The following is a 25,975-nucleotide window of genomic DNA, read 5'->3' on the forward strand; positions in this document are numbered from 1 at the left end:
CCTTCGAAACACCCCCTAGTCTCCGGCGAGGACCGGACACATCGGGCTGCCGTCGGGCGTCCGTCCGCCCAGGAGGTCCCCACGGGCCTCCCGTTCCACCATCTCCCGCAACGGCCCCTCCACCGCCGCCAGTTCCGCGAACGCGCCCCGCTGGACCACCTGCCCCTCCATCAGCACGATCACCTCGTCGACCGCCTCAAGGCCCGCCAGCCGGTGGGTGATCAGGAGCGTCGTCCGGCCCTCCGTGGCCGCCAGCAGATCCGTGGTGAGCACGTCCGCCGTCGGCAGGTCGAGGTGCTCCGCGGGCTCGTCGAGGACGAGGACCGGGAAGTCGGCGAGCAGGGCGCGGGCCAGCGCGAGGCGCTGCCGCTGGCCGCCGGACAGCAGGGTGCCGTGCTCGCCGACCAGCGTGTCGAGGCCGGCGGGCAGGCCGTCGACCCAGTCGAGCAGCCGCGCCCGCGCGAGCACGTCGCGCAGGTCCTCCTCGCTCGCGTCCTTCCGCGCGAGCAGAAGGTTCTCGCGCACCGAGCTGTCGAAGAGATGCGCGTCCTGGGCGCACAGTCCGACCAGACGCCGTACGTCGTCGCCGTCGAGGGCGTACGCGTCCGTGCCGCCCAGCGTGTACGTGCCCGCGCTCGCGTCGAGGAACCGCAGCAGCACCTGGGCGAGGGTCGTCTTGCCGGACCCGGAGGGACCGACGACCGCGATCCTGCGCCCCTCGTCAAGGGTGAGACCGAGACCGGTGAAGGCATCCCTGTGCTGGCCCTGGTGACGGGCGGCGAGCCCGTCCACGACGAGCGGGAACGGGGAGGTCGGCGCCGGCCGCGGCCGTTCCGGTTCCCGTACGGGGTCGGGGGCGTCCAGCACCTCGTAGACCCGCTCGGCGCTCCTGCGCACCCGCTGCCGGTGCTGCACGGCGAGCGGCAGTCCCAGCACCGCCTCGAACGCGGCCAACGGGGTGAGCACCACGACCGCCATGGCCACGCCGCCGAGCCGCCCGTCGGCGACGGCCTGCGCGCCCACGAGGGCGGCGACCGTCACGGTCAGCCCGGACACCAGCGCGGTGAGCCCGTCGCCGAGCGCGGTGGCGGCGGCGGCACGGGCGGCGATGCGGGTGAGCGCCCCGTCGGCCCGGCGCGCTTCGGCGGTCCGAGCGGGCAGCGCACCGGCGACCGTCAACTCGGCCGTACCGGTGAGCAGATCGGTCACCCGGGTGGCCAGCACGCCCCGGGCCGGCGCCAGTCTCCGCTCGGCGCGGCGTGCCACGGCGCCCGACACCAGGGGCACGCCGACCCCGGCCGCCAGCAGCCCGGCGGCGAGGACGGCGCCGGCCTCCGGCAGCAGCCAGGCGGTGAAGCCCGCGGAGGCCGCCGACACCATGAGCGCCGCACCGGCGGGCAGCAGCCAGCGCAGCCAGTAGTCCTGCAACGCGTCCACGTCGGCGACCAGCCGTGAGAGCAGATCGCCGCGCCGGGCCGAGCGCAGCCCGGCCGGGGCCAGCCGCTCCAGGCGGCGGTAGACGGCGACCCGGGTGTCGGCCAGCATCCGCAGCACGGCATCGTGCGACACGAGCCGCTCCGCGTACCGGAACACGGCCCGCCCGATGCCGAAGGCCCGCGTGGCCGTCACGGCGACCATCAGATACAGCACGGGAGGCTGCTGGGACGCGCGTGAGATCAGCCACCCGGAGGTGGCCATCAGCCCGACGGCGCTGCCGAGCGCAAGGCTGCCGAGCAGCAGCGCGAGCGCGAGCCGCCCACGGCGGGGGCCGGCCATGGCACGCACCCGGGCGAGCACATCGCCACGCCGCTCGGCGGACGAGGCGGACGCCGAAGCGCCGGAGGCGGGTACGTCGTGGGGGGCGGGTACGGTGTTCTCCCGCGTCCCGGGCCGAGGCGCGGGCACCTCCGCAGCCGGGGCGGGAACACTCGCCGTGGCGCGCTCCCGCACATCCAGCCGAACAACCCGGTCCGCCACCGCGAGCAGCGCGGGCCGGTGCACCACCAGCAGCACGGTCCGTCCGACGGCCAGCCGGCGCACCGCCGCCACGACCTCCGCCTCGGTCGCCCCGTCGAGGGACGCCGTGGGCTCGTCGAGCAGCAGTACCGGCCGGTCGGCGAGGAAGGCCCGTGCCAGGGCGAGCCGTTGGCGCTGACCGGCGGAGAGACCCGCCCCGTCCTCACCGAGCACGGTGCCGGCGCCGCCGGGCAGCGCGTCCACGAACTCCAGCGCGCCCGCGTCGGCCAGCGCGCGCCGCACCGCCGCGTCGTCCGCGTCCGGCCGGGCCAGCCGCACGTTCTCGGCGATGGTGCCCGCATACAGATGCGGCCGCTGCGGCACCCAGACGATCCGCGAGCGCCATTCCTCCAGGTCGGCCGAGCCGAGATCGACTCCCCCGACCCGCACCCGCCCCTCGGTGGGTCGCACGAACCCGAGCAGAACGTTCAGCAGAGTCGACTTGCCCGCGCCGCTGGGTCCGACTAGGGCTACCGTCTCGCCCGGTTCCACCGTCAAAGACACCTGGGACACCGCGTCGGACGACCGCCCTGAGTACCGGACGGTCACTCCCTCGAAAGCGATCTCGCCTTCGGGAACGCGCTGTGTGCCGGAGGCCGGCACCGGCGTCTCCAGCACCGCGAAGATCTCCTCTGCAGCGGAGAGTCCCTCCGCTGCCGCGTGGTACTGCGCGCCCACCTGCCGCAACGGCAGATACGCCTCCGGCGCGAGGACGAGGATGACCAGTCCGGTGTACAGGTCCATGTCCCCGTGGACGAGCCGCATCCCGATGGTCACCGCGACGAGCGCGACCGAGACCGTCGCCAGCAGCTCCAGCGCGAACGACGACAGGAAGGCGATCCGCAGTGTCCGCATGGTGGCCCGGCGGTACTCGCCGGTGATCCGCTTGATGGACTCGGCCTGAGCCTTGGCCCGGCCGAACACCTTGAGCGTCGGAAGCCCCGCGACGACATCGAGGAAGTGCCCGGACAGCCGGGACAGCAACCGCCACTGACGGTCCATCTGGGCCTGCGTCGCCCAGCCGATGAGCATCATGAAGAGCGGAATCAGAGGCAGTGTGCCGACGATGATGGCCGCGGACACCCAGTCCTCGGTGACGATCCGCGCCAGCACGGCCACGGGGACGACGACCGCCAGGCCCAGCTGGGGCAGATAGCGGGAGAAGTAGTCGTCGAGGGCGTCGACTCCACGCGTGGCCAGGGCGACCAGCGATCCGGTCCGCTGCCCGCTCAGCCACCCCGGCCCCAGAGCCCCCGCCCGCTCCAGCAGCCGCCCCCGCAGCTCGGACTTCACCGCAGCGCTCGCCCGGTGGGCGGCGAGTTCGGTGAGCCACGAGACCAGTGCGCGACCGATCGCCACGGCCACCAGGAGCGTCAGGGGAGTACGCAGACCGGCGACCGAGTGGTGGTGCTGGAAGGCACCGACCACCACTTCGGCGATCAGCATCGCCTGGGCGATGACCAGGACCGCTCCGACGCCACCGAGGCCGACGACGGCCGCGAGGAAGAAGCGGGTGGCACGGGCGTGGCGAAGTAGTCGCGGGTCGATCGGTTTCACCTGAGACACACCCTCTTCCTGGAGCACGTTTCACGTGAAACATGCTCTTCGATCCCGGGTGGGTGTGTTTCACGTGAAACACACCCACCGGCCGGAATCAGTGCACCGCTTCCACGGCGATGTGCTGCGTACCGATGCGCTTACGGAACACCCAGTACGTCCAGCCCTGGTAGAGCAGGACGATCGGCGTCGCGATGCCGGCGCACCACGTCATGATCTTCAGGGTGTAGGGGCTCGACGAGGCGTTGGTCACCGTCAGGCTCCAGTCGGCATTGAGCGTGGACGGCATGACGTTCGGGAAGAGCGTCAGGAAGAGCATCGCGACCGCCGCCACGATGGTGACCCCGGAGAGCGCGAACGACCACCCCTCGCGCCCCGCCTGGTTCGCCACGAGCGCCGCGACGAGCGCGGCAACCGCCACGATCATGGCGACGAGGCTCCGGCCGTCACCCTGGTCGATCTGCGCCCAGACGAGGAAGAGCAGGGCCAGCACGGCGGTCACCAGCCCCACCTTCAGAGCCAGCTTCCGAGCCCGCTCACGGATGTCGCCGACCGTCTTCAGCGCTGTGAACACCGCCCCGTGGAAGGTGAACAGGCTGAGCGTCACCAGTCCGCCGAGCAGCGCGAACGGGTTCAGCAGATCCCAGAACGTACCCACGTACTCCAGGTGCCGGTCGATCTTGACACCCCGCACGATGTTGCCGAAGGCCACGCCCCACAGGAACGCCGGAATCAGCGAGGTCCAAAACAGCGCGGTCTCCCAGTTGCGCTGCCAGTGTTCCTCGGACCGCTTGGCCCGGTACTCGAAGGCGACACCACGCACGATCAGGGAGATCAGGATGATCAGCAGCGGCAGATAGAAACCGGAGAAGAGGGTCGCGTACCACTCAGGGAACGCGGCGAAGGTAGCGCCGCCCGCGGTGAGCAGCCATACCTCGTTGCCGTCCCAGACGGGGCCGATCGTGTTGATCAGCACTCGCTTCTCCTGGCGGCTTCGAGCCAGCAGCTTGGTGAGGATGCCGACCCCGAAGTCGAAGCCCTCCAGAAAGAAGTACCCGATCCAGAGAACCGCGATGAGGACGAACCAGACGTCGTGAAGTTGCATGATGTCAGCGCTCCCTCGGCCTAGTAGGAGAAGGCCATCGGCTTGTCGGCGTCCTGGGAGTCGCCGCCGATCGTGGTGGGCGGGTTGAGATCCGCCTCGGTCAGCTCGGGCGGTCCCGCCTTGACGTACTTCACGAGCAGCTTGACCTCGATGACGGCCAAGATCGCGTAGAGCAGCGTGAACACGGTCATCGAGGTGATGACCTCGCCCTGGGAGACCCCGGGGGAGACGGCGTCACTGGTGCGCAGCACGCCGTAGACGACCCACGGCTGCCGGCCCATCTCGGTGAAGATCCAGCCCCAGGAGTTGGCGATGAGCGGGAAGGCCAGGGTCAGGATCGCGATGCGCCAGTACCACGTCGTGAGCGTCGGGCCGAGGGCCTTCTTCTTGAAGAGGACCAGATGCGGCACCTCGTCCTCACCGACGCGCAGGTGCTGCGGCAACATGAACTTCTTGCGGGTGAGCCAGAGTCCGACCAGGCCGATGGCGAAGGACGCCATGCCGAAGCCGATCATCCAGCGGAAGGACCAGAAGGTGACAGGGATGATGGGGCGGTAGTCGCCGGCGCCGTACTTCTGCTGCTCGGCCTTCTCGGTGTCGTTGATGCCGGGGACGTAGGAGCCCGTGTCATTGTCGGCGAGGAACGACAGGAGGCCGGGAACGGACAGTTCGACGGTGTTGTGCCCCTTGCTGACGTCTCCGTAGGCGAAGATCGAGAACGGCGCGGAGTTCTGGCCGTCCCAGAGCGCCTCGGCAGCGGCCATCTTCATCGGCTGCTGCTTGAACATGACCTTGCCGAGGGAGTCGCCGCTGACCGCGGTGAGCAGTCCGCCGATGATGACGGTCACCAGGCCGAGCCGCAGCGAGGTCTTCATCACGGCCACGTGCTTCTTGCGCAGCAGGAGGTAGGCGGCGATGCCGACCATGAACGCGCCACCCGTGAGGAAGGCCGCCGACAGAGTGTGGAAGACCTGGGTAAGCACGGTGTTCTGGGTCAGGACGTGCCAGAAGTCGGTGAGCTCCGCGCGCCCCTTCGCCTTGTTGAAGCGGTAGCCGACAGGGTGCTGCATCCAGGAGTTCGCCGCGAGGATGAAGTACGCCGACAGGATGGTGCCGATGGCGACCATCCACATGCAGGCGAGATGGAGCTTCTTCGGCAACTTGTCCCAGCCGAAGATCCACAGTCCGATGAAGGTGGACTCGAAGAAGAAGGCGATAAGAGCTTCGAACGCCAGCGGCGCACCGAAGATGTCGCCGACGAAGCGCGAATAGTCGGACCAGTTCATACCGAACTGGAACTCCTGGACGATGCCGGTGACGACACCCATCGCAATGTTGATCAGGAAGAGCTTGCCCCAGAACTTCGTCGCCCTGAGGTACTTCTCCTTCTCCGTTCGCACCCAGGCGGTCTGGAGGCCTGCCGTCAAGGCGGCAAGCGAGATCGTCAGCGGGACGAACAGAAAGTGGTAGACGGTGGTGATGCCGAACTGCCACCGAGCCAACGTTTCCGGCGCCAAAGCCAGGTCCACGTCGCCCCCTCCTTTCCTTACGTCGCCGAATCACGCGGGCATCGCGGCCCCACAGCGCATACGTCACAGGGGCAAAGCACCTCGCGCTTGTGAACGCGTTCACATTCACAAGCCATTATTACCCATGAGTCCAGGCGTCGAGAGGGCAGGGGGGGTACCAGACCCGGGGCCGACCGGCCCCGGGCTGTGGCCGCGCGGTGCGGCGATGCGCTCCAGGAGCAGACCGACGGAGGCTAGAGCTCCCTGTGGAATGCCTCCGCCACCTTCACGAAGATGTCGTTCGCCTCGGTCTCGCCGATCGTCACACGCACCCCTTCGCCCGGGAAGGGCCGCACGACCACGCCGGCCTGCTCGCAGGCGGCGGCGAAGTCGACCGTGCGCTCCCCCAGCCGCAGCCAGACGAAGTTCGCCTGGCTGTCGGGCACCTTCCAGCCCTGGGCGCGCAGCGCGTCCAGCACCCGTGTGCGCTCGCACACCAGCGAGCCGACCCGGCCGATCAGCTCGTCCTCCGCGCGCAGGGAGGCGATCGCCGCCTCCTGCGCCAGCTGGCTCACCCCGAACGGAACCGCCGTCTTGCGCAGCGCCGCGGCCACCGGCTCATGGGCGATCGCGAAGCCGACGCGCAGCCCGGCGAGGCCGTACGCCTTGGAGAAGGTGCGCAGCACACAGACGTTCGGCCGCTCGCGGTACAGCTCTATGCCGTCCGGTACCTGGACGTCACGGTTGAACTCCCGGTACGCCTCGTCCAGCACCACCAGCACGTCGGCCGGCACCCGGTCGAGGAAGCGCTCCAGCTCGGCCCGGCGCACCACGGTGCCGGTCGGGTTGTTGGGATTGCAGACGAAGATCAGCCGGGTCCGGTCGGTGATCGCGTCCGCCATCGCGTCCAGGTCGTGCACGTCTCCCGGGGTCAGCGGCACCTGCACCGATGTCGCACCGCTGATCTGCGTGATGATCGGGTACGCCTCGAAGGACCGCCAGGCGTAGATCACCTCGTCACCCGGGCCGCTGGTGGCCTGCAGCAGCTGCTGGGCGACCCCGACCGAGCCGGTGCCCGTGGCGAGGTGGGACTGGGGCACCCCGAAGCGTTCCGACAGCTCGCGCATCAGGCCCGAGCACGCCATGTCCGGGTAGCGGTTGAAGGACGCGGCCGCCGCCGTCACGCTCTCCATCACGCCCGGCAGCGGCGGGTACGGATTCTCGTTCGAGGACAGTTTGTAGGCCACCGGGCCACCGGCCGCGGCAGGCTTGCCCGGCTTGTAGGTGGGGATACCCTCCAGCTCGGCACGCAGCCTCGGGCTCGTCTCGCTCACCGCAGTCCTCCTCGCGCAACCACCGGCTCATGACGGCCACCGGCTTCCAATGCTTCTCACCTTATGAGGATTCGGCGTCGCTGCGAATGGGCTGTGGACAACCTCCGGGGACATCACGGAAGAAACCCGTGTCACCGCGGATGGAAATCGGGCATATCACCGTAAGAAGGTGCATGAATCGAGGGGCGCGTCGCCCGTCGCCACGCGCGCCGGTGGCTCACGCCGTGGCGCGCATCCCTCGTGAAGGTGAGTTGAGACCTCTTCGCAATATCGCGACCTTGGCAGGCTTCTGCGGGCCGACAAGTCACGTACTGCCGTTGCATCACTCAAGTCCCTTGCATTGCAAGGCATTTGAGGGCCATTGACCATGCAGAAACGTGCCTCTCAATGAGTGCATATGCGTCCGCACTACCCCACCGCATGAGCCCTACTATCGGCTCGCCATGACAGCAGCAGGGAAGCACCAGGTGAGCCGCGCAGAAACCTCCCGCCGAGGCAGCCGCCCGGGCCGGGCGGGCATCAGAGACGTGGCGGCCGCCGCCGGGGTCTCCATCACGACCGTCTCCGACGCCCTCAACGGCAAGGGGCGCCTGCCGGACGCCACCCGACGCCACGTCCGCGAGGTCGCCGACCGGCTGGGCTACCGGCCCTCGGCCGCGGCCCGCACCCTCCGTACGGGCAAGTCGGGGCTGATCGGCCTGACCGTGACCACGTACGGGGATGAACCTTTCACCTTCACCGAGTTCGCGTACTTCGCGGAGATGGCCAGAGCCGCCACCTCGGCCGCGCTCGCGCGGGGCTACGCCCTGGTCATCCTCCCCGCGACCTCACGCCACGACGTGTGGTCGAACGTCGCCCTGGACGGCACGGTCGTCATCGACCCGTCCGACCAGGACCCCGTGGTCAGCGAACTGGTCCGGCAGGGATTACCGGTCGTCTCGGACGGCCGCCCGGCCGGCTCGCTCCCGGTCACCGCGTGGGTCGACAACGACCACGAGGCCGCGGTCCTGGGCATCCTCGACCACCTGGCCGAGGCGGGCGCCCGCCGGATCGGACTGCTGACCGGAACAACGACCGACACCTACACGCACCTGTCCACGACCGCGTACCTGAACTGGTGCGAGCGCGTCGGGCAGGACCCCGTCTACGAGGCGTACCCGGCCCACGACCCCTGCGCGGGCGCCGTCGCCGCCGACCGGCTGCTGGCCCGCCCCGACCGCCCCGACGCCGTCTACGGACTCTTCGACCCGAACGGCACCGACCTGCTGGCCGCCGCCCGCCGCTACGGACTGCGCGTCCCCGACGACCTGCTGCTCGTCTGCTGCAGCGAGTCCACCGTGTACGCCAACACCGAGCCGCCCGTCACGACCCTCTCGCTGAAGCCGCGCCGGATCGGCACCGCGGTGGTCCAGCTCCTCATCGACGCCATCGAGGGGGTGGAGTCGGACCAGCCGGTCGAGCAGGTGATACCGACGGAACTGATCGTGCGCACGTCGTCCGAGCGGCGCTCGCCCCGTACCACGATCAGCCCTCCCCGGTCGCCCGAGGGAAGGTAGCCCGCCGGTGACCCGCGGTTGACGAACCGGTTGCCCGCGGCCGGCCACGGAAGGCGCTGTGCCCCGGGGGCACGAGCCCCGCCCATTCAGGGCGAAAGCCTCAGCGGACCGGGGTCTCCCTCGATTCACCACCCCTGGGTCATCACATGGCGCGATCCGCATTCCTATGATGGGCGCACGACACCGCGGGCCGCTGCGACCAGGCAGTCCGATGCGGTGCAGATGCGGCGCGATGGTGGAGGGGTCGATGACTCAGGGGGCCGGTCAGGGACCCGAGGTGGAGCGGACGGCTACGTTGCGCGACTTCCGGGTGCCCGCTTACGTCCACGAGCCCGGTCCCTACCCGCAGAGCACGCCCCCGAGCGAGGTCCCCGGCCCCGGCGAGGCACCGGAGGGGTACCCCCAGGAGTACTCCGCCGCGTACACCCCCACCGAACGGGACCTCCCGGTCATCAACCGCGGTGACACGCTCCAGGTGACCCTCGACCCCACGGCGGCACCCGCCCCGCAGCCCGCCGACGGACCCGGTCCGCTGTTCGTCGTCGGGGACGTCCACGGCTACCTCGACCAGCTGATGGCGGCGCTGCGGGAGAAGGGGCTCGTCGATGCGGCGGGCCGCTGGTCGGCGGGCACGACGCGGCTGTGGTTCCTGGGCGACTTCACCGACCGGGGACCCGACGGCATCGGCGTCATCGACCTGGTGATGCGGCTGTCGGCGGAGGCGGCCGCGGCCGGCGGCTACTGCAAGGCGCTCATGGGCAACCACGAACTGCTGCTGCTCGGCGCGAAGCGGTTCGGCGACACGCCCGTCAACTCCGGCGCGGGCACCGCCACCTTCCAGGCGGCCTGGCTGCTCAACGGCGGCCAGAAGACCGACATGGACCGGCTCCAGGACCACCATCTGCAGTGGATGGCCCGCCTGGACGCGCTCGTGGAGGTCGACGGGCATCTGCTGGTCCACTCGGACACCACCGCCTACCTCGACTACGGTGACTCCATCGAGGCGGTCAACGACACCGTCCGGGAGACGCTCACACGCAACGACGCGGACGAGGTGTGGGACCTCTTCCGGAAGTTCACGAAGCGCTTCGCCTTCCGCGACGAGGGCGGAGCCAACGCCGTGCGGTCCCTCCTGGACGCCTACGGCGGCAGTCGCGTCGTCCACGGCCACAGCCCCATCCCGTACCTCCTGGGCGAGGTCGGCTCCGAGGACGGCGAGGACGGCGCGGGTCCGGTGGTCGAGGGACCGCACGTCTATGCGGACGGGCTGGCGATCGCGATGGACGGCGGAGTGACCATGGCCGGAAAGCTGCTGGTCCAGCAACTTCCCATGGCTTCCTGAGCGTTCACCGGGTAGCGATCCCCCGGCGAGGGACCGGCGGGGAACAGCGCAGGCACGGGGGCAATTTCCTGAAACCCCCTGTCACCGTGTGCCGTCACCGCTCTACCATCGGCTTATCCGTAGCAGGCTCCCCTCCGTTTCTGCCCGACGGCTCGTCAGCATGCCGAGCCCCAAGCCCTACGGAGCATCGGGGGATGCACATGAACATCGTTCCGCAGCACCTGATGAGCGAGGACCGCCAGGACTACGAGCGGATCCTCGATGAGGCGCTGCGCTCCGCACCACACCGCCCGGACCTGACCGCCGTGGGACAGCGGCTCAACCCCGAACAGCTGCGCACCATGGCGCTGAACGCCACCGCCCTGATCGCCTCGGCGGCGGCCACCGAGTACCACTACTACGTGAAGGTGCGCGAGGAACTGCGCCGGCCGGCGCCGTCCGCCCCGCCCGTCCACGAGGACGCCGCCGGCTCCACGGGGCCGGACCCGGACGGGCTGGGGCTCGCCGCCACCGTGGGAGAGGCCGCCGCGAGCGCCGGTGCCGGCGCCGTCATCGCGGTGCTCGCCCCCTTCCTAGCCGGTGCCGCCGCGGCGATCTTCCTGCTCGTGGGCTACATCCTCAGGATGGTCAACCCGCACCAGGCGTTCGCCCGGACCCTCCTGACCACCGGGTGGGTCTTCGGCGCGGTGACCGCGGCGGCAATACTGGTCGCCGCGGTCGCCCTCCTCCTCACCGCTCTGCGCAACGGCTCCTCCGCACATGAGGAGGGGTCCGGGGGCGAGTTGACGGCGGAGGTGGCCCGCGCCAGGGAAGCCTGGCGCGAGGCCCTGCTGGAGCGCGGCATCCTGCCGTTCCTGCGCGACGCGCTCGCCGATCCGGGCGCGGCCGCGATGAGCCGGAAGACCCCGGAAACGACACCCAGCCGTATCCCGCACCTCGGCTACGACCGCCCGGGCTTCAGCAGCCCCGACAGCGGCCCCGCCGCGGGACCGCGCCCCAGCTTCTCCAGCCCGGACTTCACCAGCCCGGACTTCGGGGGGCCGGAGCACCAGCCGGAGTGACGGGGGCGGCCTCCGGCTGCCGAGGTCCTCGGACACCGGATTTCCGGGGGCGTCGAACGCGGGGGCGTCGCACACCGAGGTCCTCGGACCTGGGGCATCGGACGTGAGGACGTCGCACACCGGGCCGTCCGCGGGGGGACGGTACCGGTGTCTGCGGCGTGTGCCGCTACGCCCGTCGGCGGCGCCCGCCGGGTACGGGTGCCTGGAGCGAGTACCGGCGATGCGGGGGGGGAGCGGTCGGCGGCCGTCCCGGGGCGCCCCCGGGCGGCCGCGCCCGCCACCGCTCCCTCACGTCCTCACGTCACCGGGCGACGCGATTGCGAAGACGTCCCGCTGTGACGCTTCCGCCGGCAGTTCCGCCCAGATCGTCTTGCCCTGTATGGGGTAGTGCGTCCCCCACTGGGTGGCGAGGGTCGCGATGTTGAAGAGCCCCCGTCCCGTCTCATCCACGGTGCGGGCGTGCTGCACACGGGAGCGCTGGTCGCCGCGTCGCTTACTTCGCAGGTCAGCATGCGGTCGCGGATCAACCGCAACCGGAGGGGAGGCGCCCCGTGGCGGGCCGCGTTGCCGACCAGTTCGCTGACGATGAGCTCCGTGGTGAACGCGGTTTCCTGGCGCGCGTCGCGGTGTTCACACCGACCACGCGCAGTTGGTCGTCGAGCACGTGCAGGCCCACCGGGGACTGCATGAACATCGCCCTCAGGATCGCCACGTCCTGCCCCGTCGCGGTGTCCGCCGCCGCGAACACCCCCGGCCCACCGAGGCATCCCGCAGTACGTACTTCAACAGCACCGGGGAGAGGTCCGCGAACCTTTCCCGGCGCCATGCGTCACCGCCCGCGGCCCCGTGCAGGAGCGCCGCCACGGGACGGCCCAGGGTCTCCTCGGCTGACCGTCCGAACCGTTCCTCGGCCGGACGCCGCCACTCGAGCACCCGCCCGCTCTCATCGACGAACATGGGCACGTCGCCGCCAGCCATCGCAAGCACCTCGGGCGCATCCTTGCCCTCCCCGTCCGGACGGCAGGCTCGCTCGCCCCAGAGCTACGCCGATCAGCGGAGCACTCGGTGGAGCCGGCGATGCCCCGGAGGGGTTCCAGGACTCCCGGATTCCAGGACTCCGGGGCATGCCGGCGCCAGCCGCGGCTACTCGGCCAGGGGCAGATAGAGCCGGTTCCCGCTCGCCGCGAACTCCTTCGACTTCCGCAGCATCCCCTCGGCGATGTCGTCGGCCGTGGCGCCGTCGGCCCGCTCGCCTCCGAACCGCTCCGTGATGCTGTGGCTGATCTTCATCGAGCAGAACCTCGGTCCGCACATCGAGCAGAAGTGGGCCGTCTTGGCCGGCTCCGCCGGGAGCGTCTCGTCGTGGAAGTCCCGGGCCGTGTCCGGGTCGAGGGCCAGGTTGAACTGGTCCTCCCAGCGGAACTCGAAGCGCGCGTCGGACAGCGCGTCGTCCCAGTCCTGAGCGCCGGGATGCCCCTTGGCGAGATCGGCCGCATGAGCCGCGATCTTGTAGGTGATGACGCCGGTCTTGACGTCGTCGCGGTCGGGCAGGCCCAGGTGCTCCTTGGGCGTGACGTAGCAGAGCATGGCCGTGCCCCACCAGGCGATCATCGCGGCACCGATGCCGGAGGTGATGTGGTCGTACGCCGGCGCGACGTCCGTCGTCAGCGGGCCGAGCGTATAGAACGGAGCCTCATCGCAGATCTCCTGCTGCAGGTCGATGTTCTCCTTGATCTTGTGCATCGGAACGTGTCCCGGGCCCTCGATCATGGTCTGGACGTGGAAACGCCTGGCGACACGGTTGAGTTCCCCGAGAGTCCGCAGTTCCGCGAACTGCGCCTCGTCGTTGGCGTCCGCGATCGAGCCCGGCCGCAGGCCGTCGCCCAGCGAGTACGTGACGTCGTAGGCCGCGAAGATCTCGCACAGTTCCTCGAAGTTCTCGTACAGGAAGGACTCCTTGTGGTGCGCGAGGCACCACGCCGCCATGATCGACCCGCCCCGCGACACGATGCCGGTCTTGCGGTTCGCGGTCAGCGGCACATACGCCAGACGAACGCCCGCGTGGACCGTCATGTAGTCCACGCCTTGCTCGGCCTGCTCGATGACGGTGTCCTTGTAGATCTCCCAGGTCAGCTCCTCGGCCTTCCCGTCGACCTTTTCGAGGGCCTGGTAGAGCGGCACCGTGCCGATCGGCACGGGGGAGTTGCGCAGCACCCACTCGCGGGTGGTGTGGATGTTGCGGCCGGTGGACAGGTCCATGACCGTGTCTGCACCCCAGCGGGTCGCCCAGGTCATCTTCTCGACCTCCTCCTCGATGGAGGACGTCACCGCGGAGTTGCCGATGTTGGCGTTGACCTTCACCAGGAACCGCTTGCCGATGATCATCGGCTCGCTCTCCGGGTGGTTGACGTTGGCGGGGAGGACCGCGCGGCCCGCCGCGACCTCCTCGCGGACGACCTCAGGGGAAACGTTCTCCCGGATCGCCACGAACTCCATCTCCGGGGTGATCTCCCCCCGGCGTGCGTACGCGAGCTGTGTCACCACCTGCCCGTCGCGGCCCCGACGCGGCTGACGCGGCCGACCCGGGAACACCGCGTCGAGGTTGCGCAGCCCCCCACGGGGCGAGGTGTGCCTGATCCCGTCGTCCTCGGGACGGACGGGACGGCCCGCGTACTCCTCGGTGTCACCGCGGGCGACGATCCAGTTCTCCCGCAGCGGCGCCAGGCCCCTGCGGACATCGGTCTCGACGAGTGGATCGGTGTACGGGCCCGAGGTGTCGTACAGGGAGACCGACTGCCCGTTGGTGAGATGCACCTGACGGACCGGCACCCGAAGGTCGGGGCGCGAACCCTCGACATACCCCTTGTGCCAGCCGATGGACTTCCGGACCTCCTGGGACTGGTCTTCCTGAACGGAGGCAGGCGTGCGTGCGTCCTTGATGGTCATGAGACCTACTCCCTACGCCGGCATTACCCGGTAACAGGTTCAGCGGTCGACGCAGCGGTGTCCGCCCGCCGATGTTCCACGTGAAACATCGCGTCTGCGGAGGTCAGCGCCCTCTCAGCCCGGTGCTCCGAGCTCCCGCGTGTGCAAAGGTGCTCTCACGCTAGCGTCTCTTCGGGCAAGCTGAACAGTGGGCCTCACGGGCTCTTGCGATGATTCGGTCCGTGACCACGACACAGCACCCGCCTCCGCCCCTGCCCCCCGAGTCGCCCCACAGCCATGGCCCCCCTGACGGACACGGCCATTCCCACAGCCACAGCCACGGTCCCGCGGCCCCCGTGTCGCACCACCTGCGCCGAGTCATCGCCGCGATCCTGATCCCGTTCACCGTGGCGGTCGCTATCGGTCTCGTGATGCTGTGGCCCGACGGTGTCCCCTCGCACAAGCGCACCGGCGTCGGCTTCGACCGGCAGTCCCAGCAGGCCACGGTCACCAAGGTGGTGGCGGTGGACTGCGGGGCCGTGAACGCCTCGGGGGGCGCACCGACCGGTGACACCTCCGCCGCCGCGGACTCCTCCGTTCCGCAGGAGCCCAAGGGCGCCTGCCGCAAGGCGACGGTGCGCGTCGACACCGGCAAGGACAAGGGCCGTACCTTCACGGAGATAGTCCAGCCCGACCAGTCACGGCAGTTGCATCAGGGCGAGAAGGTCGTGGTCGCGTACGAACCCTCCGCGCCCAAGGACCTGCAGTACTCGGTGACCGACGTGAGCCGCTCGTTCCCCATGGCGCTGCTCGCCGGCCTCTTCGCCGTCGCCGTGGTGGTCGTGGGACGGATGCGTGGCGTGATGGCGCTCGTCGCTCTGGCGGTCAGCTTCCTGGTGCTGAGCCTGTTCATCCTGCCTGCGATCCTGCAGGGCTCGAATCCGCTGCTCGTGGCCGTAATCGGGTCCAGCGCCATCATGCTGATCGCCCTCTACATGTGTCACGGCCTCTCGGCTCGCACCTCCGTGGCGGTGCTCGGCACGCTCATCTCCCTGTCGCTGATCGGTGTGCTGGGCTCATGGTTCATCGGCTGGGCGGCGCTGACCGGCAACACGGACGACAACACCGGTCTGATCCACGGCCTGTACCCGTCGATCGACATGAGCGGTCTGCTGCTGGCCGGCGTCATCATCGGCTCCCTGGGTGTCCTCGACGACGTGACGGTGACGCAGACCTCCGCGGTGTGGGAGCTGCACGAGGCCAATCCGTCGATGGGCTGGCGCGGTCTGTACCGGGCGGCCATCCGCATTGGCCGCGACCACATCGCCTCGGTCGTCAACACGCTCGTCCTGGCCTATGCGGGTGCCGCCCTGCCCCTGCTGCTGCTCTTCTCGATCGCGCAGAGCAGCGTCGTCACGGTCGCCGGCAGCGAGCTGGTCGCCGAGGAGATCGTACGGACCCTCGTCGGCTCGATCGGTCTGGTCGCCTCGGTGCCGGTGACCACGGCGCTGGCCGCCGTCGTGGTCGCGGCGGACCGCCCGGCCGCCGTCCCGGCCGCCCGGCCCGCGGCGCCCGCCCGAGGAGGAAGGGGCCGCCGCCGCAGGCACTGAGGTCACCGTGCGCCTCAGGTCCACCGTGCCCTGAGGGCCTTGCAGAAGCGTTACGGCACGCGGCTGGGACTGTCGTAACGCTGCGAGGAACCGTTACGGCGCCGTACGCCGCTTCAGCCCGCGCTCTGTTCCTCCGCCAGGATCCGGTCCAGGGCCTCCTCCAGATGAGCGTCGAAGTCCGCGAGGGAGCCCTCCTGCCCAAGAGGCACCAGCTTGTCCGTGCGGTCGAGGAACGCGACGAGGGGCACAGCCCCCGACCGGAACAGTGCCTGGTCGGCGCCCACCTGGAGCCGAATCAGCACATCGCCGAAGCCGTCCCGCTCGGCGGGAGAGATGTGCACATCCCCCTCCCCGCACGGCCGGCCCACCCCGTCGACCAGCAGCTCACGCCCGAAGGCCCAGGTCACGGGGGCATCACCGGGCAGATGGAACGTCAGCCGCACGGCATAGGGATCACACGTGTCGTAATGCAGTTCCACCGGAATGCGGAACGAGAGCTCCTCCGACACGAGAAAGCTCATCATGACCTCTGCCTGCACCGACTCGCGCATCGCCTACCCCGTCAGTAGCCGTCGACTGGCCAGGAATGATCACCTGACACCTACTGAAAGTTTGCTGAAAGTACACAGCAGATCACAAGGAGTGAGTTTTCAGATGCTGATAGAGAGCGCGTGTGTCCCCAGCAGCCTGCCGGCCTCCGCCTGCAACCGGCGCGCCGCGGGCAGCAATCGGTCCGCCTGGCGGCACGGCAGGGAGATGGCCACCGCCGCTGCCGTCGCCCCCACGGTGAGGGGAATCGCGGCACAGACCGTCCCGAGCGCGTACTCCTGGCGCTCGATGACGGGTTCCATCCGCCCGAGGCCCTCCAGTCTCCGCAGCAGCGTCTGCTCGTCACGCACGGTGTACGGGGTGATCGGCTGCACGGGGTAGCGGTCGAGGTGGTCCCGACGGGCCTCCTCGTCCAGCTGGGAGAGCAGGCACTGACCGATCGCGTGGGCGTGCGCGGTCTCGCGGAAGTCGGCCCACTCCGCGACCGCCGGGCAGGCAGGGGAGTCGGCGACGCTGCGGACCTCGATCTCCCCCTCGCGGTAGACGGCGTAGTACACGGGTACGCCGATGGAATCACGCCATTGCGCGAGCGCTTCGTTCACCATGCTGCGACGTTTCTGCTGAGCCGCTGCGCCGCTCAGACGCTCGGCCGCCTCCCCCAGGAAGAACAGACCCTTCTCGCGGCGCAGATAGCCCTCGTGGGTCAGGGTCCGCAGCAGGTGGTACGCCGTGGGGAGGGCCAGACCGACCTCGCGCGCCAGCTGCTTGGCGGGAGCCCCGTACTCGCGGGCGGCGACGGCCTCCAGCAGCCGCATCGCCCGCTGCACGGATCCGATGAGGGTGGTGGAGTGCGCTTGCACGGGCGGAAGGTGCGTTTCCGCCGGTGAGGCGCGCCGCTGTGCGGGCGGGGTGGGCGGGGCTGATGGGTTCACGGGTGCGGTGCCAACCGTGGCCAAGGTCACTCCCGGAGCGCGAGGAGGACCTCCCGTGCGGCGACACGGGAGGGGATGCGCCACGCGCGGGGCCTGCCGCGCGTCGAGCTCCGGACTTTAACGGTCGGCCGCCACCCGCAGACCGCGTCACCGTGAAAACTTCCCCCACCCGAGGGAACCTCAGATTCCTGTTACCGCACGCCCGTTACCGCGCGCCCGGCGGCCCCGCGGGTTCGGGGCCGCCCGGCCTCACCAGTCGCCGCGTGACGACGAGCTCGACATGAACTTCCGCACGACGTAGATCAGACCGCCGACCAACGCGACGAAGAGCAGCACCTTGAAGAGCAGCCCGATGACGACGCTGATGACGCTCACTATCACGCTGCCGAAGACGACCAGGGCGATGACCGGCACCGCGACCCACTTCACCCACCACGGCAAACCCGCGAAGATCTCTCGCATCGCCTCGTCCTTGTCTCTCCGCCCGTTGCCCCGCGACTCCTTCGGGGGCTGCGCTGTCCGGGTCCTTCGGTTGTCCTGCCTTCGATGCTAGGGCCGCCAGGGGCCGGAACGGGCGACTCGCGTCCCTTGTCCTCCCCTGATCCTCCCCCTAGGGAACCCCGGGACCGGGGCTCAGCTCTCGGGCGGAGAGAACACCACCAGAACCCTCAGGTCCTCGGTGATGTGGTGGAACCTGTGGGTGACCCCCGCGGGTACATACACAACGCTGCCGCGGGCGACCTGGGTGGTCTCCAGGCCGACGGTGATGGAGGCACGGCCGCTGACGACGAAGTACACCTCGTCCTGCTGGTGCGGGTTCTGCGGGTCGTGGTCACCCGCGTCGAGCGCATACAGGCCGACCGACATGTTCCGCTCCCGGAGGAACTGGAGGTAGGCACCCTCGTTGGCGGCGCGCTCCGCCTCCAGTTCGTCCAGCCGGAATGCCTTCATCTTGCCCGCCCTCGCTCGGTACTCACCACGGATGCCGTCTGCCACGATCAGACACATGAAGAATTTCGTAGTCAAGACGATCGCCAACGCGGGGGCTCTGGCCGTCGCGGTCTGGCTGCTCGACAAGATCACCCTGACCGGTTCGAGCACCGGCAAGAAGGCCGGCACCCTGCTCGTCGTCGCCCTGCTCTTCGGCCTGGTGAACTTCCTGGTCAAGCCGGTCGTGAAGGTGCTGACGTTTCCCCTGTTCATCCTGACGCTCGGCCTCATAACCCTGGTCGTCAACGCCTTGATGCTGCTGCTCACCTCGTGGCTGGCGGGCAAGCTGGACCTGAGCTTCCACGTAGAGGGTTTCTGGACCGCCGTCCTCGGCGGCCTGATCATCTCGGTCGTCTCCTGGGCGCTGCACGTCGTCCTGCCCGACGAGGACTGAGTGAGCCGCATGCCCTATCGCGTCTGCTTCGTGTGCACCGGCAACATCTGCCGCTCGCCGATGGCCGAGTACGTCTTCCGCGCACATGTCGAGGAGGCCGGTCTCCACGGCCTCGTGGAGGTCGACAGCGCGGGCACGGACGGCTGGCACGAGGGGGAGGGCGCCGATCCGCGCACCGTCGCCGTCCTGAGGGATAACGGCTATGACAGCGATCACACCGCACGCCGTTTCCAGCCGTCCTGGTTCTCCCGCCTCGACCTGGTGATCGCCCTCGACGCCGGGCACCTCAAGGCCCTGCGCCGCCTCGCGCCCACGCCTGAGGACGCGGCGAAGATCCGGCTGCTGCGCTCGTACGCCCGCCCGTCGCCCGAGAGCGCCGCGCAGGCCCCTTCCGTTCGCGCCGCCGACGACGACCTCGACGTGCCCGACCCGTACTACGGGGGGATGGACGGCTTCGAGGAGTGTCTTGAGATGGTGGAGGAAGCGAGCCTCGCTCTGCTCGCCGTGGTACAGGAGCACGTGGAAGGACGGGCGGCATGAACCCGGAGGACACCGGCTCGTCCGGCCAGGACATCGGCGACGGCACACGCGCGGTACGGGCCGGGCTGCCCGAACCGGTCAAGTACGAGCCGGCCCTGCCGGGTCCCGTCTTCGCCGCGCACTACCACCTACCCGGCGAGCCGACCGGCCCCTACACCTACGGGCGGGACGAGAACCCCACCTGGTCCCGTCTGGAGCGCGCCATCGGCGAGCTGGAGGCACCCGGCGAGGACGGCGTCGAGACGCTCGTCTTCGCCTCCGGCATGGCCGCGATCTCGGCCGTTCTCTTCTCCCAGGTGCGCGCCGGCGACGCCGTGGTGATGCCCGACGACGGGTATCAGGCGCTGCCGCTGGCACGGGAGCAGCTGACCGCGTACGGCGTCGAGGTGCGGACCGCGCCGACCGGCGGCGACGCCCAGCTCGGCGTCCTCGACGGAGCACGGCTGCTGTGGATCGAGACCCCTTCGAACCCCGGTCTCGACGTCTGCGACCTGCGGCGGCTCGTAGCCGCGGCGCACGCACAGGGCACCCTCGTCGCCGTCGACAACACACTGGCGACCCCGCTGGGCCAGCGCCCCCTGGAGCTGGGTGCAGACTTCTCCGTGGCCAGCGGCACCAAGATGCTCACCGGGCACGGGGACCTCCTGCTCGGATACGTGGTGTCCCGGGACGCCGGCCTGATGGCCTCCGTGCGGCGCTGGCGAAAGATCGCCGGCGCCATCCCGGGCCCCATGGAGGCATGGCTGGCGCACCGCTCCCTGGCCACGCTCCACTTGCGCGCCGACCGGCAGACGGCCAACGCCCTCGCGGTCGCCGAGGCGCTGCGCGGCCGGCCGGAGGTGACCGGACTGCGCCATCCCGGCCTGCCCAACGACCCCTCGCACAAGACCGCCGCTCAGCAGATGCGGCGCTTCGGATGCGTGGTGTCGTTCTGCCTGCCCTCACGCGAGCATGCCGACGGTTTTCTGGACGCGCTGCGCCTCGTCGACAGCGCGACGAGTTTCGGAGGCGTACGGTCCACTGCCGAGCGGCGTGGACGGTGGGGCGGTGACGCGGTACCCGAAGGCTTCATCCGCTTCTCCGCGGGCGCCGAGGACCCCGAGGACCTGGTGGCGGATGTACTGCACGCCCTCGACGCGTCGGCGCGGTGACCACGTCCCGAGCGGCGGCCGGTGCTCCGGCTGCGCACGGCGCGGACCGCGACTCGCTGCCTTCGAGGCCCCCGCCACGGACGACGGACGGTCCGAGCCTCCCCCCTCGTGGCTCGGACCGTCCCGGTTCTGCGCGCGAAGAACCGCGCGCACTAGGCTAGTTGACTCTGTGTCAGTGTCCAATCACGCTAGCGACAGAGACCTATCGACTTATTTATAGTTGGCGCGGTCGGGGGTGCGGGGAGGGAAGGGAGCACCATGGATCTGGCCCTGCTGCGCACCTTTGTGACCGTGCACCGGGCCGGCTCCTTCACCCGCGCCGCCGCACTGCTCGGCCTCTCCCAGCCGGCCGTCACCTCACAGATCCGCACTCTGGAACGGCAACTGGGCCGTCCGCTCTTCCTGCGCCGGGCGCGCGGGGTGACCCCCACGACCATCGGCGACGAACTCGCCCACAAGGCAGCACCGCACCTGGACGCCCTCGTGGAGATCGCCCAGACCGGTCTCGACGACCACGCGTCCGTGCGCACCCTCCATCTCGCCGGCCCCCCGGAGTTCACCGCCGAACGCGCCCTGCCCGCACTCGTGCAGCTGACCGGCGGCAGCGGACCGGGACTCGCCCTGCGCACCTCCTTCGGCAACGCCGACGAGACGCTGGAAGGACTCGCCGCCGGACACCACGACCTGGCCATCACCACGACCCGGCCACGTGGCGCCCTGCTCACGGCGACCCCGCTCTGCGACGAAGAGCACGTGCTGGTCGCCGCCCCGCGCCTGGCCTCCCGCATCGGCCCCGGGAAGCTGCGCCGCAAGGGTGCGCCCGCCCTGGAGAACTTCCCGATGGTGGAGGTGCACGAGTCGCTGCCGTTCGTCTCCCGCTACTGGGCCTCCGTCTTCGACTCCCGTCCGGCCGCCTCCGGCACCGTGATCGTTCCCGATCTGCGTGCCGTCCTCGGCTGTGTCGCCACCGGTGCCGGACTCGCCGTACTGCCGCGCTACCTCTGCGCCATGGCACTGGAACGGGGCGACGTGGTGGCCCTCCATGAACCGGCGGTGCCCCCGCTGCGGACGTACTTCCTCGTGGTCCGCACCGGGACGCTGGCCATGCCGTACATCGCCCGGGCGCACGAGCGGCTGCTGCAGTCGGCGGCGGACTGGGACTGATCGCCCCACGGGGAGTGACGGCGGAGAACACGGCGACAAGCAGGCGCAGGACGGGCCTCCGACCGGTGGTTCCGACGGCGCAGGCCCTCCACCGTCCCGGCGTCGTCCGGCGTCGTCCGGCGTTCACGCGGGGTTCGACGCCATGTGGGGTGCGGGATGTTTCACGTGGAACGGGCTGGGCCACATTTCACCCATGACCGTTCGTCCCGTGGTCAAGCGCACCGCCCGTGCCATCCTGCTCGATGGCGAAGACCTCATCCTGATCAAGCGGACCAAGCCCGGCGTCGATCCCTACTGGGTCACCCCGGGTGGCGGGGTGGAGCCGTCGGACCCGACCGTCGTCGACGCGCTCCACCGGGAAGTGCACGAGGAACTCGGTGCAAAGATCACCGACGTGGTGCCCTGCTTCGTGGACACGGTCGAGCACATCGGCGAGGACGGCGGCGCGACCGGTGTGAAGGTCCAGCACTTCTTCGTCTGCCATCTGGAGTCCATGGACGAGCGACTCCGGCACGGCCCCGAGGTGGAAGAACCCACCGGCGAGTACGAGATCGTGCGGGTCCCCTTCACCCGTGTCGGCATCGCCTCCGTCCATCTCGTACCGCTGTCGCTGCGGCACTACCTCGATGGCAACATCGAGGGCGTACGGGCCATGCACGCGCCTGACCTGGGCTGACTTCTCCCCCTGCCATCTCGGGACACAGCAGGGGGAGTCTGCGCCGTTTCACGTGAAACATCTGTCGTGTACCGCATGTACCTGCACACCCTGGCCGAAAGCGTGTCCGCTCAACCACAAAACGGTGGACGCCACCCGCGGAGGTCGGACAGCCTGACCTGCGTGCCGATGCCTTCTCTCGCCGCTCTGCCCATCCGCCGACTGACACCCCGGGACCTCACCGCCTGTGCCGACCTGTCCGAGGACCGGGGCTGGCCCCGGGAGGAACACAAGTGGTGCCTGCTCCTCACCGCTGGAAAGGGGTACGGCATCGACGACCCCGAGGGCGGTCTGGCCACCGCCTGCGTCGTGACCGAGTACGGCTCCCGGCACACTCCGGATCTGTGTGGCATCGGCATGGTGCTCGTCGCCGAGCGTCATGCCCGTCAGGGCATCGGCCGCCGGCTGATGCGGCATGTGATGGCAGAGTGCAAAACCTCGCCGCTGACCCTGTACGCGACCCCCAGCGGCCGTCCCCTCTACGAGCAACTCGGCTTCAAGGCCACCGGCAGCTCAGAAATGGTGCGCGGATACTTCACGTCCGGTGGACCACCGTCCACCGTCGCCACCCGGCCCGCCGCCGCGGGCGACCTCACCACCCTGATCCGGCTCGACGGCGACGTCTTCGGCGTCGACCGCACACACATGATCACGCGACTGCCCGCCTTCGCCGACCAAGTGCGGGTCGCCGAGGAGAACGGACGCATCACCGGGTACGCGGCCGCCTGGCCCAACATGGACACACAGGTCGTGGGTCCGCTCATCGCTCGCGACCCGGAGACAGCCAAGGCACTCGTCGCCTCCCTCGCCGCCGGCACGGACCGCCCACTGCGCACCGACGTCGATGTGCGGCACGCAGACCTGCTGGCATGGCTGAAGGAGCGTGGTCTCGCCTCCGTCGCCGCCAACGCTGTCATGACGCACGGTTTCCCCGACCTGCCCGGCGACTGGAGACGGCGCTTCGCTCCCCTGACGGTGGCAGCGGGCTGAGGTCCCTGACGCACGCGTGTGCCCCGGTCGTCCGGGGCACACGGTCCGGGCAGAAGGAGCAGCGCCCCAAGCAGCGGCCCCGCTCAGTGGCGGACGGCGGTCGGCCGCTCGCCGGACACGGCGCCCGCCGCTCCTGCGACGACCGTGCCGGAAGCCCGCTCACGGCGTTCGAGGGCGGCCGAGAGGAACGCGAGCAGCAAGGCCGACACGGCAAGGAAGGCGCCGACCCAGTTGGGGGCGGTGTAGCCGAGACCGGCCGCGATGACGATGCCCCCGAGCCACGCCGACAGGGCGTTGCCGAGGTTGAAGGCACCGATGTTCGCGGCGGAGGCGAGGGTCGGGGCACCGTGCGCGTGGTCCAGCACCCGCTTCTGCAACGGAGGCACCGTCGCGAACCCGAGGGCACCGATCAGGGCGATGGTGAGCGCGGCGAGCACCTTGTGGTGCGCGGTCACGGTGAACAGCGCAAGCACCAGGGCGAGGCCGCCGAGCGAGGCGTACAGCATCGGCAGCAGGGCGCGGTCCGCGTACCGGCCGCCGACGAGGTTGCCGCCGACCATGCCGAGGCCGAAGAGGACGAGCAGCCAGGTGACCGAGCCGTCGGCGAAGCCGGCGACGTGGGTCATCATCGGCGCGATGTAGGTGATGGCCGCGAACACTCCACCGAAACCGAGAACGGTCATCGCCATCGCGAGCAGCACCTGGACATTCCTGAAGGCGGCCAGTTCGTGCCCCAGGTGAACGCCCACCGGCCGCGGCATCTCGGGCACCAACCGCGCGACGCCGAACAGCCCGAGCACTCCGAGCGCGGCGACAAGCGCGAAAGTGACGCGCCATCCGGCGGACTGCCCGACGAGCGTGCCAAGGGGGACACCGACGACATTGGCGACGGTCAGACCGCTGAACATCATCGAGATGGCTCCGGCCTTCTTCTCCGGAGCGACCAACTCGGCGGCCACCACGGAGCCGATACCGAAGAACGCGCCGTGGGCGAGTGAGGCCACCACACGGCCCGCCAGCATCAGCGCGAAGGCCGGGGCGACCGCGGAAAGCAGATTGCCCAGGACAAACAGGCCCATCAGGACCATCAGCATCCGCTTGCGGGAGACCTTGGTGCCGAGTGCGGTCATGATCGGCGCGCCTGCCATCACGCCCAGGGCGTATCCGGTCACGAGCAGCCCAGCAGTGGGAACGGAGACCCCGAAGTCGTTCGCGACCTGAGGAAGCACACCCATGATCACGAACTCGGTGGTTCCGATTCCGAAGGCCCCGATCGCCAGGGCCAGGAGCGCGAGAGGCATGGGGAACACCTTCCCAAAGGATTGCATGAGCACTTTACGCTCGCCCACAATAATTGCAGACGCTCTATATATGCAATCGAAGGCTATTGCGGCGGTGCTCTACCCTGGAGGCGAGCCGCTCCGGGACGGAGGAGAACGCCATGACCGCGACGGACCCCTCACTCACCGCCCTCGCTCAGGGCTGGTGCGCCCTCTCCCTGCTGCACGGCAGGATCGAGAGCCATGTCGAACGCGCCCTGCAGGCCGGACACAGCCTGAGCGTGCGGGAGTACTCGCTGCTCGACGTGCTCAGCCGACAGCACGACGGCGACGGCGGACATCTCCAGATGAAGCAGGTCGCCGACGCCGTGGTCCTCAGCCAGAGCGCCACCACCCGGCTGGTCACCCGGCTCGAGGACCGCGGCCTTCTTGCGCGCTACCTCTGCCCCACCGACCGCCGCGGCATCTACACCAACGTCACCGACGCCGGCCTCAAGATCCTGGAGGAGGCCCGTCCCACCCATGACGCCGCCTTGCGGGAGGCACTCGACGAGGCGGCGAAGAACCCCGAACTGGCACCGCTGGTACGCGTGGTCGAATCTTTGAGCGTGCCCGCCTGAGCACCGCTCGCTCCCAGTTCACACAGCGGCGGTACACCCCGTTTAGGGTGCTGTCATGGGAGATTTCGACATACGCCCCGCTGTCGCGGACGACATCCCGGCCATCGTCGCCATGCTTGCCGACGACCCCCTCGGCGCGCAGCGCGAGTCACCCGATGACCTGGCGCCGTACCTGAGCGCGCTGGAGAGGTTGCACGACGATCCGAACCAGCACCTCGTGGTCGCCGTGCGCGACGACTGTGTCGTCGGCACCCTCCAACTCACGATCATCCCAGGGCTGTCCCGTACCGGCGCGACCCGCTCGCTCATCGAAGCCGTACGCATCCACGCCGACGAGCGCGGCGGCGGCCTCGGCACGGAACTCATCGAGTGGGCGATCGACACATCCCGACGCCACGGCTGCCAGTTGGTCCAGCTCACCTCCGACGCCACCCGTACCGACGCCCACCGCTTCTATGAGCGCCTGGGCTTCCAGGCATCGCACGTGGGCTTCAAACTGCCCCTCTGAGACCAGGACGAAGGGGTGCAGGACGAATGGGCGTGTTCCACGTGAAACACGCCCCTCCCCACGACCACATCCCCTAGACGAGTCATTCCGATGTGATCAGTGGTCGTAGGCGATCAGGGATCGTATGA

At 69.7% G+C, this 25,975-nt stretch carries 23 protein-coding genes; 12 read left to right on the forward strand and 11 right to left on the reverse strand.

Annotated features, from left to right (window positions below; genetic code table 11):
* Nucleotides 1-15: 15 nt before the first annotated feature.
* The 4 genes from cydD to hisC all read right to left on the reverse strand — a co-directional run bounded on the left by cydD (nucleotide 16) and on the right by hisC (nucleotide 7,520).
* Nucleotides 16-3,573 (reverse strand): thiol reductant ABC exporter subunit CydD, encoded by a 3,558-nt coding sequence (gene cydD, locus ACFSL4_RS18225; RefSeq protein ID WP_381083878.1) that lies wholly within the window; start codon nucleotides 3,571-3,573, stop codon nucleotides 16-18.
* A gap of 97 nt (nucleotides 3,574-3,670) precedes the next feature.
* Nucleotides 3,671-4,678 carry a cytochrome d ubiquinol oxidase subunit II gene (gene cydB / locus ACFSL4_RS18230; protein WP_381083836.1) on the reverse strand — a complete coding sequence of 336 codons (1,008 nt, stop codon included), beginning with the start codon at nucleotides 4,676-4,678 and terminating at the stop codon, nucleotides 3,671-3,673.
* A 20-nt stretch (nucleotides 4,679-4,698) separates the two neighbouring features.
* On the reverse strand, nucleotides 4,699-6,207 hold the full coding sequence (locus ACFSL4_RS18235; RefSeq protein ID WP_381083838.1) for a cytochrome ubiquinol oxidase subunit I: 1,509 nt from the start codon (nucleotides 6,205-6,207) through the stop codon (nucleotides 4,699-4,701).
* A 233-nt stretch (nucleotides 6,208-6,440) separates the two neighbouring features.
* Nucleotides 6,441-7,520 carry a histidinol-phosphate transaminase gene (gene hisC, locus ACFSL4_RS18240; RefSeq protein ID WP_381083840.1) on the reverse strand — a complete coding sequence of 360 codons (1,080 nt, stop codon included), beginning with the start codon at nucleotides 7,518-7,520 and terminating at the stop codon, nucleotides 6,441-6,443.
* A gap of 443 nt (nucleotides 7,521-7,963) precedes the next feature.
* Between hisC and ACFSL4_RS18245 the strand changes: the two genes are divergently transcribed.
* The 3 genes from ACFSL4_RS18245 to ACFSL4_RS18255 all read left to right on the forward strand — a co-directional run bounded on the left by ACFSL4_RS18245 (nucleotide 7,964) and on the right by ACFSL4_RS18255 (nucleotide 11,479).
* Nucleotides 7,964-9,076: a LacI family DNA-binding transcriptional regulator gene (locus ACFSL4_RS18245; RefSeq protein ID WP_381083842.1), complete on the forward strand. Its 1,113-nt coding sequence runs from the start codon at nucleotides 7,964-7,966 to the stop codon at nucleotides 9,074-9,076.
* Between the two features lie 232 nt (nucleotides 9,077-9,308).
* Nucleotides 9,309-10,418 (forward strand): metallophosphoesterase, encoded by a 1,110-nt coding sequence (locus ACFSL4_RS18250; protein WP_381083844.1) that lies wholly within the window; start codon nucleotides 9,309-9,311, stop codon nucleotides 10,416-10,418.
* A gap of 194 nt (nucleotides 10,419-10,612) precedes the next feature.
* Entirely contained in the window at nucleotides 10,613-11,479 is an 867-nt protein-coding gene (locus ACFSL4_RS18255) for a hypothetical protein (protein ID WP_381083846.1), read from the forward strand.
* A gap of 288 nt (nucleotides 11,480-11,767) precedes the next feature.
* Here the strand turns inward: ACFSL4_RS18255 and ACFSL4_RS18260 are convergent, their stop codons facing one another.
* Together ACFSL4_RS18260 and thiC are read right to left on the reverse strand one after the other, a co-directional pair.
* Nucleotides 11,768-11,929, reverse strand: a complete 162-nt coding sequence (locus ACFSL4_RS18260; protein ID WP_381083848.1) for an ATP-binding protein — start codon at nucleotides 11,927-11,929, stop codon at nucleotides 11,768-11,770.
* 693 nt (nucleotides 11,930-12,622) lie between these two features.
* Entirely contained in the window at nucleotides 12,623-14,425 is a 1,803-nt protein-coding gene (thiC, locus tag ACFSL4_RS18265; protein ID WP_381083850.1) for a phosphomethylpyrimidine synthase ThiC, read from the reverse strand.
* Nucleotides 14,426-14,634: 209 nt separating this feature from the next.
* On the opposite strand from thiC, the gene ACFSL4_RS18270 reads away from it, so the two are divergent.
* A complete protein-coding gene (locus ACFSL4_RS18270; protein ID WP_381083852.1) occupies nucleotides 14,635-16,014 on the forward strand; it encodes a YibE/F family protein in 1,380 nt (459 codons plus the stop codon).
* A 113-nt stretch (nucleotides 16,015-16,127) separates the two neighbouring features.
* Here ACFSL4_RS18270 and ACFSL4_RS18275 read toward each other — a convergent pair whose 3' ends face one another.
* From ACFSL4_RS18275 to ACFSL4_RS18290, 4 genes are all read right to left on the reverse strand, one after another.
* Nucleotides 16,128-16,565 (reverse strand): SsgA family sporulation/cell division regulator, encoded by a 438-nt coding sequence (locus ACFSL4_RS18275; RefSeq protein WP_381083854.1) that lies wholly within the window; start codon nucleotides 16,563-16,565, stop codon nucleotides 16,128-16,130.
* A 99-nt stretch (nucleotides 16,566-16,664) separates the two neighbouring features.
* Nucleotides 16,665-17,519: an IclR family transcriptional regulator gene (locus tag ACFSL4_RS18280; RefSeq protein WP_381083856.1), complete on the reverse strand. Its 855-nt coding sequence runs from the start codon at nucleotides 17,517-17,519 to the stop codon at nucleotides 16,665-16,667.
* A gap of 225 nt (nucleotides 17,520-17,744) precedes the next feature.
* The gene (locus ACFSL4_RS18285) at nucleotides 17,745-17,957 is read right to left on the reverse strand and encodes a DUF5326 family protein (protein WP_381083858.1); all 213 of its coding nucleotides are present in this window, start codon (nucleotides 17,955-17,957) and stop codon (nucleotides 17,745-17,747) included.
* Between the two features lie 171 nt (nucleotides 17,958-18,128).
* Complete coding sequence (locus tag ACFSL4_RS18290; protein ID WP_381083880.1) at nucleotides 18,129-18,446, reverse strand: cupin domain-containing protein; 318 nt, start codon at nucleotides 18,444-18,446, stop codon at nucleotides 18,129-18,131.
* Between the two features lie 55 nt (nucleotides 18,447-18,501).
* On the opposite strand from ACFSL4_RS18290, the gene ACFSL4_RS18295 reads away from it, so the two are divergent.
* From ACFSL4_RS18295 to ACFSL4_RS18320, 6 genes are all read left to right on the forward strand, one after another.
* Nucleotides 18,502-18,879 (forward strand): phage holin family protein, encoded by a 378-nt coding sequence (locus ACFSL4_RS18295; RefSeq protein ID WP_381083860.1) that lies wholly within the window; start codon nucleotides 18,502-18,504, stop codon nucleotides 18,877-18,879.
* A gap of 9 nt (nucleotides 18,880-18,888) precedes the next feature.
* Nucleotides 18,889-19,419: a low molecular weight protein-tyrosine-phosphatase gene (locus tag ACFSL4_RS18300; RefSeq protein WP_381083862.1), complete on the forward strand. Its 531-nt coding sequence runs from the start codon at nucleotides 18,889-18,891 to the stop codon at nucleotides 19,417-19,419.
* Complete coding sequence (locus ACFSL4_RS18305; protein WP_381083864.1) at nucleotides 19,416-20,570, forward strand: cystathionine gamma-lyase; 1,155 nt, start codon at nucleotides 19,416-19,418, stop codon at nucleotides 20,568-20,570. The genes ACFSL4_RS18300 and ACFSL4_RS18305 overlap by 4 nt, the downstream gene beginning before the upstream one ends.
* Nucleotides 20,571-20,828: 258 nt before the next feature.
* A complete protein-coding gene (locus ACFSL4_RS18310) occupies nucleotides 20,829-21,734 on the forward strand; it encodes a LysR family transcriptional regulator (protein ID WP_381083866.1) in 906 nt (301 codons plus the stop codon).
* Between the two features lie 193 nt (nucleotides 21,735-21,927).
* Nucleotides 21,928-22,410, forward strand: coding sequence for an NUDIX domain-containing protein (locus ACFSL4_RS18315; RefSeq protein WP_381083868.1), 483 nt, complete (start codon nucleotides 21,928-21,930; stop codon nucleotides 22,408-22,410).
* 162 nt (nucleotides 22,411-22,572) lie between these two features.
* A complete protein-coding gene (locus tag ACFSL4_RS18320) occupies nucleotides 22,573-23,439 on the forward strand; it encodes a GNAT family N-acetyltransferase (protein WP_381083870.1) in 867 nt (288 codons plus the stop codon).
* 83 nt (nucleotides 23,440-23,522) lie between these two features.
* On the opposite strand, the gene ACFSL4_RS18325 is transcribed toward ACFSL4_RS18320, so the two are convergent.
* Entirely contained in the window at nucleotides 23,523-24,740 is a 1,218-nt protein-coding gene (locus ACFSL4_RS18325) for an MFS transporter (RefSeq protein WP_381083872.1), read from the reverse strand.
* 140 nt (nucleotides 24,741-24,880) lie between these two features.
* Here ACFSL4_RS18325 and ACFSL4_RS18330 point away from each other — a divergent pair, with 140 nt between their 5' ends.
* Nucleotides 24,881-25,339 (forward strand): MarR family winged helix-turn-helix transcriptional regulator, encoded by a 459-nt coding sequence (locus ACFSL4_RS18330; protein ID WP_381083874.1) that lies wholly within the window; start codon nucleotides 24,881-24,883, stop codon nucleotides 25,337-25,339.
* A gap of 55 nt (nucleotides 25,340-25,394) precedes the next feature.
* Nucleotides 25,395-25,847, forward strand: a complete 453-nt coding sequence (locus ACFSL4_RS18335) for a GNAT family N-acetyltransferase (protein ID WP_381083876.1) — start codon at nucleotides 25,395-25,397, stop codon at nucleotides 25,845-25,847.
* Nucleotides 25,848-25,975 lie beyond the last annotated feature (128 nt).

The organism is Streptomyces caeni, from assembly GCF_042678285.1.
In the GTDB taxonomy this organism is placed as follows: domain Bacteria; phylum Actinomycetota; class Actinomycetes; order Streptomycetales; family Streptomycetaceae; genus Streptomyces; species Streptomyces caeni.